The sequence below is a fragment of the Streptomyces sp. NPDC054841 genome, from assembly GCF_053611045.1.
Genome location: NZ_JBSGZO010000477.1, coordinates 1 through 6291 on the forward strand (window position 1 = coordinate 1; position 6291 = coordinate 6291).

A 6291-nucleotide genomic window follows, 5' to 3' on the forward strand; every position below is an offset into this window, starting at 1 on the left:
GTTAGCCGCCTCATTTTGACGTCGGCGCCGCCGTCGCGGGGGCCCGGTGGCGGGCGGCCCGTTTTGACGGCGCCTGCGGGGAACACCCCGGTTCCCGGCGCCGCTTCTCGTGCGCCTTAGAGGAGGCCGAGACTCTTCGGTGAGTAAGAGATGAGGACGAAGTCCGTCCACCGCCGCACAGTCTCTGGCTTCATGCCGCTCGCCCAGGCCGCGGCGCCCCTGGCTTCGAGCACAGCCGTACCCTGCGCCGTGTCGTCTCCCGTCCCCCCGTCCACATGCTCGGCCGCCAGGGTCTACAACAGCTCGATCAGAGCCGGAGTCGTAGACGTGTCGGCAAGGACCGGGAGGGGCGAGAGGACGGGACCCGCACCGGGCCCGTGAAGCTCCGGTGAAAACCCTGTGGAAGCAGCGTCAGTAGGGCCGTTTATGCTGCCCCGGACGATCACGCGGGACCAGGGGAGGGCACGGCATGTTCGGCAAGCTGTTCGGCAGGGGTGCGGAGAGACCGGTGGCGGATCCGCACGCCCTTCCCGTCCCGCGCAGGCAGAAGAACGGGATGTACACGCTGCGCGCGCTCGGGGACGCGCGGGTGCTCGCGCTGGTGGAGGCCGCCGACGCGGGTGACTGGGAGGCGGTCAAGACGGCGCTGGCCCCCTTCGATCTCGGCCGCGACCACCAGATCCTGGGCGAGCTGGCCGACTTGGACGGCGTGCAGGACTGGATCGGCCGGGCCGTCGAGGAGGACAAGGAGCACCGGGCGACCGCCCTGCTGATATCCGGGACGCGCCACATCAGCTGGGGCTGGGAGGCCCGCACCGCCGAGCGTGCCGTGAACGTCACGCAGGAGCAGTGGCGTATCTTCCACGAGCGGCTCCACATCGCCGAGGAGCAGCTGCTCGAAGCCGCCGAGTTGCGGCCGGACTGGGTCACGCCGTGGCGCCGCCTCCTCACCTCCGGCCGCGGCATGTCGCTGGGCCCCGCCGTCAACGAGACCCGGTTCGACGCCGCCCTGCGCCGCGACCCACTCGACCTGGAGACCCACCTGGAATGGGTGTCGCAGTTGCAGCCCCGTTGGGGCGGCGAGCCCGGCGAGGCCCTGGCGTTCGCCCGCGACGCGTTCGCCCGCGCCCCGCAGGGGCACCGGCTGGGCTGTGTGATCGCCATGGCGCACATCGAGGACTGGGTGGAGTCGGACAGCGGGGACTGCCTCGAGACCCCCGAGATCCAGCAGGAGTTGCGGGACGCCGCCGACCACAGCATCCTCCACCCCGCCTACGCGTGGCGCCCGGGCTGGCAGCACGACTTCAACATGTTCGCCATGGCCCTGTCGCTGGCCGGTGAGCGCCACACGGTCCGGCGCGTCTTCCAGACGCTCGACGGCGCCTACACCAGCTGGCCCTGGACCTACCTCGCGGAGCCCGAGAAGCAGTTCGCCCGCCACCACCGCCGCGCCTGAGCGCACGCCGGCCCCGATCCCGCCCGCCATGCCTCTCACTCCGGACTGCCTGATGACTCTGCCCGACACCGCCGCGAACGCGGCCGGCGCCGACCGCACCTTCCAGGTGGATCTGCGCGGCCTCGTCGACCTCCTTTCCCACCACCTCTACTCCAGCCCCCGCGTCTACCTGCGTGAACTCCTGCAGAACGCGGTGGACGCGCTGACCGCCCGGTACGGCCTCGAACCTGCCGCACCCGTCGACGCCTTCGGCATCCGCCTGTACGCCGACGGTTCGGTGGTACGCGTCGAGGACGACGGCGTCGGTCTCACCGAGGCCGACGTGCACACCTTCCTCGCCACCATCGGCCGCAGCAGCAAGCGCGCCGAGCGTATCGCCGAGCAACGCGGCGACTTCATCGGCCAGTTCGGCATCGGCCTGCTCTCCTGCTTCCTGGTCGCGGACGAGATCCACGTCCTGAGCCGCTCCGCCCGCACCCCCGACGCACCCGCCGTCGAATGGCGGGGACGCGGCGACGGCAGCTACACCGTCCGCACACTGCCCGCCACCGCCCGCCCCCGGCCCGGCACCACCGTCACGCTGACGCCGCGCGCCGACGCGGGCGAGTGGACCCGCCCGGCCCAGGTGCACGGGCTGGCCCGGCACTTCGGCTCCCTGTTGCGCCACCCGGTGACCTTCGACGACGGCACGGGCGGCCCGGGCGCCTCCGTCAACCCCGAGCCCGCCCCCTGGGCACGTACGTACCCCACGCCGGGAGCCCGTTCCCGCGCGCTGGCCGCGTACGGCGAGGAGGTCTTCGGGTTCACGCCGCTGGACACCATCGAACTGGATCTGCCGGCCGTGGGCCTGAAGGGCATCGCCTGCGTGCTGCCCGAGGCGGTGCCGGCCGGGCGCCGCCACGGCCACCGAGTGCACGTCAAGGGCATGCTGCTGTCCGAACAGGCCGAGGAGATCCTGCCCGAGTGGGCGTTCTTCGTCCGCTGCGTCGTCGACGCCGAGAGCCTGCGACCGACGGCGTCCCGCGAGTCCCTGTACGAGGACGACACCCTCGCCGCCGTCCGTGACACACTCGCCGAGCGGCTGCGCGCCTGGATCGCCCGGGCCGCAGCCAGCGCCCCGGACCTGCTCGCCCGCTTCCTCCAGGCCCACCACCTGGCCGTGAAGTCGCTCGCGGTGCACGACGACGAGATCCTGCGGATGCTGCTGCCCTGGCTGCCGTTCGAGACCACCGACGGGCACACCACCCTCGACGAGTTCGTGCGCACCCACCGCACCGTGCTCGTGACGTCGAGCGTGGAGGAGTTCCGACAGGTCGCCGCGATCGCCTCGGCCGCCGGGCTCGGCGTCGTCAACGGCGGCTACACCTACGACCGCGAACTGGTCCACCGGCTGCCCGAGATCAGGCCCGATGCCACCGTCGCCGACCTCGACCCCGAGACCCTCACCGCCCACCTCGACCCCGTCGACCGGGAGACGGAACTCGCCGCCGCGGCGTACCTGGCCCAGGCCCGCGACGCCCTCGCCGTCTTCGACTGCGATGTCGCACTGCGCACCTTCCAGCCGGCCTCGGCCCCCGCCCTCCTCGTCGACAGCCGCGAGGCCCGGCACGAACGCACCCGCTCCCAGCTCGCTCGTGAGCAGGAAGGCGGCCTGTGGGGCGGCATCCTCGGCGCCCTGCGCCAGGAGGCCCCGCGGGCCCAGCTGATCCTCAACCAGCTCAACCCGCTGGTCCGCACCGCCGTCACCATCGACGAGCCCGAGCTGGCCCGCACCAGCGCCGAAGCCCTCTACGGGCAGGCCGCGATGCTGTCCCGGCGCCCGCTCAGGCCGGCCGAATCGAGCCTCATCAACCGCTCCTTCCTCGACCTTCTCGCCCACGCCCTCCGCAAGGACAGCTGACGATGCCGACCGCACCCCAGACCACCGACGAGCTGTACCAGGCGCTCCAGGAGAACGACCGGCGCCCCTACGGCCGCACCCGCACCGTCACCGCCGAGGAACTTGTCGACGCCGCCGAGCTGTTCGCGGAGCCCGTCCCGCTCGTCCACGCCCTCCTCGAACTCCAGGAGGCGTACACCTACGGCTCCGAACCCCGGAAGTCGCCCGTCGTCTTCGCCCGCCTGCTCACCCTCTTCGACGAGCAGCCCGACGTCTTCGACGACCGCCTGCGCCACATGCTGTTCTGGCGGTTCAAGTGGGTGTCCAACGCCCTGCGCGCGCTGCCCGAGATACCGCTGGCCAGCCTGCGCCAGTGGCTGACGGAGATGCGCGACCGCTACGAGAAGGCCGGCCTCGGCCTCCAGCCCTACTACGGACAGGCGTACCAGCTCGCCGCCCACGTAGGCGAGGACACCACCCTCGCCTACGAGCTGTGGGCGGGCCGCACCCGCATCCGGCTCAGCGACTGCGAGGCTTGCGAGATCTGCGAGCGCGCCCTGTACCACCTCACCGCGGGCGACGACGAGCGGGCGCTGCGCGCCTGGGAGCCCGTCCTCGCCGGTAAGGAGTCCTGCCAGGAGGAGCCGGCCCGCTCCCTGTCGTACGCACTGCTGCCCCTGCTGCGCACCGGCCGCACCGACCGGGCACGCGAACTGCACCTCGCCGGCTACCGCGGCTGCCGCCGCAACCCCTCGATGTCCGGGGAGGTCGGCCGGCACCTGGAGTTCTGCGCGCTGACCGGCAACGAGGCACGCGGCCTGGAACTGCTCGCCGAGAACCGGAACCTGTTCGACGAGGTCGAATCGCCGCTGGACCAGCTCGACTTCCTCACCGGCGTGGAAGTCCTCCTCCAGTGCGTCGAACTCCTCGGCCACGGCGAACTGCCCGCCGCCGGGTATGCGGGCCGTACCTGGACGGTGGCCGGCCTGCACGCCGAGGTGCGGGGCCGTGCCGACGACCTCGCCGCCCGCTTCGACGCCCGCAACGGAACCACGGCCCACACCGACCGTCGCAGGGCCCGCCTCGACCGCGCTCCGCTGCTGGACTCGCTGGAACTGACCCTGCGCACCCGCAGCCTCGACGACGTGGCCCCGATCGCCGCGCCCGCCGCCCGTACGGCCGCCGCCGTCCCCGAATCGGTGCCCGAACTCATCCTCCGGGCAAGGGCGTTGGATGAGCAGGGGCACCCGGACGCACAGGCATGCTGGGCGCGACTGCGTACGCTCGTCGTCGCCCGCGACTACACCCACCCCGACGACCCGGCGGTGGGCCCGCTCGTACAGCTACGCGCGGACCTGCTGGCCGACGAGGCGAGCCGGGCGGGCCACAAGGACGAGTTCGCCGACGCCGCCGCCCTCCACCAGGAGGCCGCGGGCCTGTACGACGACGCCGGAGCGCCGGGCCACGCGGCGCTCGCCCGCGCCTGCGCCCTGCTCGCCACCGCCGAGATCCCCGCGCCGGGCGCCGACGGAGCCGAGGCGAAGGCCGCCGCGCTGGCCGCCGCCCACGCGTCCATGGTCCGCCTGCACGAGGAGACGCCCGGCCTCGCCCTGTACCAGGAGGCCCGCCTGCTGCGGCTGCGGGCGACCGCGCTCGGCCTGCGCCTGCAGACATCGGGGAGCGAGGAGCACGTCGCACCGGTCCTCTCCGAGGTTGACCTGCTGCACGCGTTCGCCACCCGGCACGACATCGCCGGGCAGATCTCCGGCGCCCTGGTGCTGCGGGCCAGCACCTACGCCATCTCCGGCGACCTGCCCGCCGCGGTCACCGAGATCGACGCAATCGTCGACCGGCTGAAGGCGCACGGCCCCGCCTGGCACCTGCCCCGCACGCTCGGCCTGCGCGGCCGGCTCCAGCTCGGCCTCCGGGACGCCCAGGCCGCCTACGCGGACCTCACCGAGGGCCTGCGACTGGCCGCCGACTGGCCGGCCGACGCGGTCGACACCAGCCGCCTCCACGGTGATCTGGCCGAGGCCTGCATGCACCTGGGTCGCCCCGACGAGGCACTGCGGCACCTGACGCGCTCGGCGGAGGTGGACCTTCGCCGCGGCAGCCGGACGGACGCGTTCTGCGCCTACAGCAACGCGGCCCAGCTCAGCCTCGACCTGGGCCGCGTCGAGGACTGCATCGCTCTGCTCGACTCCCTGCTGGCCGAACCGGACGTTGCCGCCGGAGAGCTGGACGACCGGATCGTGGCTCAGCTGCGCCTGATCCGCGCCCGCGCGCTGCACGCGGGGGAGGACCTCAAGGCCGCCACGGCGGAGTTCGTCGCCCTCGCGGCCGAGTCGGCCGGCTGGGACGACGACCCGGGGAGCCACGCCATGATCGCCGCGGAGACGGCCGTACTCCTCGGCGAGTCCGGCGAGTTCGGCCGGGCCCGCGAAGTGGCGGACCAGGCGATCGCCGCCCACGCCCGGGCCCCGCGCTACGAGCGGCTCAGCAACTGCCTGCGCGAACTCGCCCGCCTCCAGGCCCAGCAGCAGGGCGCCGACGGCCTGGTCGACGCCCGCGCCTTCCTCGCCGACGCCGGCCAAATCGCCGACGAGGCCCGCGCCGCCGAGTACGAGGCCCACGACCGTTCCCTGGACTCGGCCCTGGCCTACGAACACGGGCGGGTCAACGCCTACGCCGGCGCGTACGAGGACGCCCTCGCCGCCCTGGAGAAGGCCCTCGCCCTGCTCGGCGAGCCGGGGCCGGAGGACGACCGCGCGGGCGAGTGGGCCGAGTGCGTCCGCCTCGCGGGCGCCGTGGAGGGCATCTACATGGAACGCCCCGCCCCCGCCCTCACCCGCCTCGACGCGGCGGTCTCCCGCCTGACCGCCTTGGGCCACACCGAGGAGACCGAGCCGCTGATCTCCCTGGCGGCCCGGCTGCGCGACGAGGAGTGACGCGACGG

Annotated in this window: 3 protein-coding genes; all 3 read left to right on the forward strand. The window is 73.4% G+C overall.

Annotated elements, in window-relative coordinates:
- Nucleotides 1-469 precede the first annotated feature (469 nt).
- From ACWGI8_RS37070 to ACWGI8_RS37080, 3 genes are read left to right on the forward strand one after another with little or no spacing between them, the layout of a single operon-like run.
- Nucleotides 470-1456: a hypothetical protein gene (locus ACWGI8_RS37070; RefSeq protein WP_453667832.1), complete on the forward strand. Its 987-nt coding sequence runs from the start codon at nt 470-472 to the stop codon at nt 1454-1456.
- Nucleotides 1457-1508: 52 nt separating this feature from the next.
- Complete coding sequence (locus tag ACWGI8_RS37075) at nt 1509-3356, forward strand: HSP90 family protein (RefSeq protein ID WP_453667834.1); 1848 nt, start codon at nt 1509-1511, stop codon at nt 3354-3356.
- A gap of 2 nt (nt 3357-3358) precedes the next feature.
- A complete protein-coding gene (locus ACWGI8_RS37080) occupies nt 3359-6283 on the forward strand; it encodes a hypothetical protein (protein ID WP_453667833.1) in 2925 nt (974 codons plus the stop codon).
- The last annotated feature ends 8 nt before the right edge of the window (nt 6284-6291 follow it).

What these genes read in the sequence shown, in the direction of transcription:
- ACWGI8_RS37070 (WP_453667832.1), top strand. Translation starts at nt 470, where the DNA reads ATGTTCGGCAAGCTGTTCGGCAGGGGTGCGGAGAGACCGGTGGCGGAT.
- ACWGI8_RS37075 (WP_453667834.1), top strand. Translation starts at nt 1,509, where the DNA reads ATGACTCTGCCCGACACCGCCGCGAACGCGGCCGGCGCCGACCGCACC.
- ACWGI8_RS37080 (WP_453667833.1), top strand. Translation starts at nt 3,359, where the DNA reads ATGCCGACCGCACCCCAGACCACCGACGAGCTGTACCAGGCGCTCCAG.